Origin of the sequence: Paraclostridium benzoelyticum (genome assembly GCF_001006285.1) — a bacterium.
Lineage (GTDB): Bacteria > Bacillota > Clostridia > Peptostreptococcales > Peptostreptococcaceae > Paraclostridium > Paraclostridium benzoelyticum.
Genome location: NZ_LBBT01000301.1, coordinates 1 through 4,665, shown reverse-complemented (window position 1 = coordinate 4,665; position 4,665 = coordinate 1). Strand labels below are relative to the sequence as shown.

Below are 4,665 nucleotides of genomic sequence, written 5' to 3'. Positions count from 1 at the left end.
TATAGAAAAAAGTGACTTAAAACTTATATATAGTGATGATATAAATGATATAAATAATTACATAGAATCTATAAAATACATACAAACTTATAAAAATAAATTGCAAAATAGAAGAGAGTGTAAGAAAAATACTCGCAAATGGTATCAATTACAATGGGGTAGAGATAAATCAATGTTCGAAAGAAAAAAGATAATGTACCCGTATAAATCAAGTGAAAATAAATTTGCTATTGATGAAAATAATAGTTTTTGCAGTGCCGATGTATATTCATTTTGTATAAAGAAAGAATATGAAGAAGAATTTTCCTACGAATATTTATTAGGATTATTAAATTCAAAGGTATATGATAATTATTTTAAGGTATTTGCAAAAAAGATGGGTAAAAATTTATATGATTATTATCCGAACAAAGTTATGGAAATAAGTATTTTTAAAGATGAAAATTACATAGAAATAGAAAATTTATCAAAACAAATTATAAAAAATATTAAATTTGATAATAAAGTAAATGAAGATATAAATTATTTACAACAAGAAATAGAAGAGCTAATAAAAAAATCATTGAATCTAAATTCACTAAATTAAGTATATATACATATATTCATAGTAAATGTATTTTACAGGGGGGAAATCATGATATATACTCAGGTTTTAGGTGGAAATAGTAAAGTTTATATAAAAGTTAAAGGATATTTAAACAACAATGAGATAAAAACGTTTGTAAATGATTATAGAGATAAAATAAAGGGAATAAAAACATCTAAGTATAATTTAATAATAGATGTAGATCCATTTGATGCAGACAATTTTTCTGATATTAAAAATGTTTGTATGATGTTTTACAAAACTGGTTATAAAAAGATATATTTAATAGACCCTAATAACTATATAATGTCAAATATAAAGCTAAATCCTATAGAGAAAAAGATGTTCTTAAAAGCAGTAAAAATAGTAAACAGTGATTTAGATATAAAATAGTAAAAATAGTAAATTTTTCATATTTAATTTAGTGAAATGCTAAAAATACAAGCTTCTATGTTGTTTTTAGAATCTAACATAAAATTAAAATTGAATAAATATTATAAAAAAATATAATTTTTACTTGAAATAGGGAGAAACTTGTAATATATTTGTTTTTAGGAAGATATATCTTTATAACTTATATAAGGTGATATTTATGAAAGGATTAGTACTTGAAGGTGGAGGCACAAAGGGTGCATACCAGTTAGGCGCATATAAGGCGTTAAGAGAGTTAGGTATAGAATTTAAAGGTGTTGCAGGAACCTCTATAGGAGCCTTGAATGGAGCATATATAGTACAAAATAACCTAGAGGTTTTAGAAGAGATATGGACTAAATATGACTATACTCATTTTATGGATGTAGATGAGGAAACATACCACAACATAAAGAATGTTGACTTTACTCCTAAAAACATAAATAGGGTTATATCTCTTATAAATAAAGCCAGAAAAAATAAAGGAATAGATATAAGTCCATTTAGAAGTTTATTGGAAAAGACTATAGATGAAAACATTATAAGAAATTCTAATAAAGATTTTGGGTTAGTCACAGTTGTATGGGATGGTAAAATAATTCCAAGTCCTATGTTCTTAGAAAATATTGAAAAAGGAAAATTGTTAGACTATCTAATTGCAAGTGCTAGTTTGCCTATATTTAAACTAGATAAATTAGATGATAAATTATTTTTAGATGGTTTATTTCATAATAATATACCTGTAAGTTTATTAAGAGAAAAAGGATATGAAGATATTGTTGTTATAAGATTAGTTGATGATTTATTTGGAAAAATAAACTTAAATCACCATCAAGATGTGAACATGAAGATAATCGTGCCATCAGAGTCTCTAGGAGGGTGTCTAAACCTAGATCCAGACAATGTAAGTAAAAACATTAAGCTAGGGTATTTTGACGCTATGAAAACCTTTGACAGATATGATGGGTTAAGATATTATTTCAACAAAGAGTATAAATATGATGATGACTACTGTTTCTATAAGCTAAGCAATCTTAGTAAAGAAACTATAGAATCATTAACAAAGGCATTGAACATAAAAAGAGATATAAGCAAAAGGACACTTTTAGAAAATATAATTCCAAAATTAGGAGAATGTTTAAATTTACCAAAAGACTTCTCGTATAAAGATTTATTTTACTGTATATATGAGAAAAAGCTTGAGGAAAATAATATAAATAGAACAAACTTATATGATTTTAATAAGGTAGTAGAAGTAGTAAATACTAATATGAATTCTAATGTGAATTGGGAATCTAGTTTTGAAACTAGACCTATAATTACAATTCATAGGAATAGGTTTACTAAACTTTTAACAAATATAATAATAAATGATATAAAGGCATAAATTAATATTGCAAATATTTATATCAAAATATAACAAATGAAATCTATGGAGGTATTACAATGGAAAAAATAGTAACTATCAAAAATGCAAGTGGATTACATGCTAGACCAGCAGGAATGTTTGTAAAGAAAGCATCTGAGTTCAAATCAACAGTAGAGATAAAGGCAAAAGATAAAGTTGTAAATGCTAAATCAATAATGGGAATAATGAGTTTAGGATTAGCTCAAGGAGATGAAGTTGTTGTAGTTGCTAATGGAGAAGATCAAGAATCAGCAGTTAACGCATTAGTTGAGTTAATAGAAAGCGGATTTGGAGAATAATAAAAAATAAAAAGCCTCGGTGAAAACCGAGGTTTGTTGAATATATATAATGTATACACAAGACAATGGGAGGACGCATATATGTATAAAGGAACAGGAGCATCACCAGGAGTAGCTTTAGGAAAAGCTTTGGTTATAGAACATAGCGAACTTAATATAGAGAAGAAGAACATAGAAAATGTTGAGGCCGAAGTTGAAAAGTTACAAGTTGCAGTAGAAGAGTCAAAGAAAGAGTTAGAGCAAGTAAAAGAAAGAGCTAAAGTTGAATTAGGGGAACATGAAGCTGAAATATTTGAAGCTCACCTATTAGTTTTACAAGATCCAGAACTAATAGATCAGACTATAGCTAAAATAAGAGATGAAAAAGTAAATGCTGATTTTGCATTAAACGAAGTTAAAGAGATGTTTGTAAGTATATTTGAGTCAATGGACAATGAATATATGAGAGAAAGAGCAGCAGATATCAAGGACGTTACAAATAGAGTTTTAAGACATATATTAGGTATAAAAGTTGTAGATTTATCAGCTTTATCTGAAGAAGTTATATTAATAGCTCATGACTTAACTCCATCAGACACTGCAACAATGAATAAAAAAATGGTTTTAGGATTCTTAACTAACATAGGTGGTAGAACTTCTCATACTGCTATAATGGCTAGAACATTAGAAATAGCTGCAGTAGTTGGATTAAGTGATGTAACTGAAAATGTTAAGGATGGAGATTTTATAGTATTCAATGGGGAAACAGGACAAGTTATAGTTAACCCAGATGAAAAAGTTATAAATGAGTATAGAGATTTAAAATCTAAATTTGATGAAGAAAAAGAAGCATTAAAGCAATTAATAGGAAAAGCTTCTATAACTCTTGATGATAGACATGTAGAGCTTGCAGGGAATATAGGAAGCCCTAATGATTTAGAAGGATTACTAAAAAATGATGCAGAAGGTGTAGGACTATACAGAACTGAGTTCTTATACATGGATAAGGAAGATGATTTCCCAAGTGAAGAAGAACAATATGAAGCATATAAAGCAGTTCTTGAAGGTATGAATGGAAAACCTATAGTAATAAGAACATTAGATATAGGTGGGGATAAAGAGTTAAAATATTTCAAAATGGACGAAGAAATGAATCCGTTCTTAGGATATAGAGCTATAAGACTATGTCTAGATAGAACAGATATATTTAAAACTCAATTAAGAGCTTTATATAGAGCTAGTGTACATGGAAAATTAAGAATAATGTTCCCTATGATATCTTCTTTAGAAGAACTATTAAAATCTAAAGAGATAATAAAAGAAGTTTTAGCTGAAATGGATGCTGAAGGAATGGAATATTCTAAAGATGTAGAAGTTGGAATGATGATAGAAATACCATCTGCAGCAGTAATATCAGATATATTAGCTAAACATGTAGATTTCTTCTCTATAGGAACTAATGACTTAATACAATACACTTGTGCAGTAGATAGAATGAACCAAAAAATAAGTTATTTATATAATCAATTTAATCCGGCTGTATTAAGACTTATCAAAATGGTAATAGACAATGCTCACAAAGAAGGCAAATGGGTAGGAATGTGTGGAGAAGCTGCAGGAGATCAAAGAATGATACCTATTCTTTTGGGAATGGGTCTTGATGAGTTCTCTATGTCTCCAATATCTATACTTCCAGCTAGAAAGTTCATAACTTCTGTTAAATATGAAGATATGAAAAAATTTGCTAATGAAGTATTAACTATGGGAACAGCAGAAGAGATAAAAGCTTACGTAGATAAAACTTTCAATATGTAATATATTAAATAAAAAGAGCTACTATTAATAGTAGCTCTTTTTATTTTGATGAAAAATTCTGAAAAAATAAAGTTTTTTGAAAATAAATTAAAAAGCATAAAACGGAATAAAAAATAAAGTCAATTAAAATAAAAACAATAGAAAAAAATAAGAAAATAAAGAATTAT

At 27.2% G+C, this 4,665-nt stretch carries 5 protein-coding genes; all 5 read left to right on the top strand.

Annotated features, from left to right (window positions below; all coding sequences use genetic code 11):
- On the top strand, positions 1 to 586 hold a 586-nt coding region (locus VN21_RS15060), incomplete at its 5' end, for a TaqI-like C-terminal specificity domain-containing protein (protein ID WP_046823978.1).
- A gap of 48 nt (positions 587 to 634) precedes the next feature.
- Positions 635 to 979, top strand: a complete 345-nt coding sequence (locus tag VN21_RS15055; protein ID WP_046823977.1) for a hypothetical protein — start codon at positions 635 to 637, stop codon at positions 977 to 979.
- A gap of 199 nt (positions 980 to 1,178) precedes the next feature.
- Positions 1,179 to 2,384: a patatin-like phospholipase family protein gene (locus VN21_RS15050; protein ID WP_035115535.1), complete on the top strand. Its 1,206-nt coding sequence runs from the start codon at positions 1,179 to 1,181 to the stop codon at positions 2,382 to 2,384.
- Positions 2,385 to 2,443: 59 nt separating this feature from the next.
- A complete protein-coding gene (locus VN21_RS15045; RefSeq protein WP_021429993.1) occupies positions 2,444 to 2,704 on the top strand; it encodes an HPr family phosphocarrier protein in 261 nt (86 codons plus the stop codon).
- 81 nt (positions 2,705 to 2,785) lie between these two features.
- Positions 2,786 to 4,498, top strand: a complete 1,713-nt coding sequence (ptsP, locus tag VN21_RS15040) for a phosphoenolpyruvate--protein phosphotransferase (protein ID WP_046823976.1) — start codon at positions 2,786 to 2,788, stop codon at positions 4,496 to 4,498.
- Positions 4,499 to 4,665 lie beyond the last annotated feature (167 nt).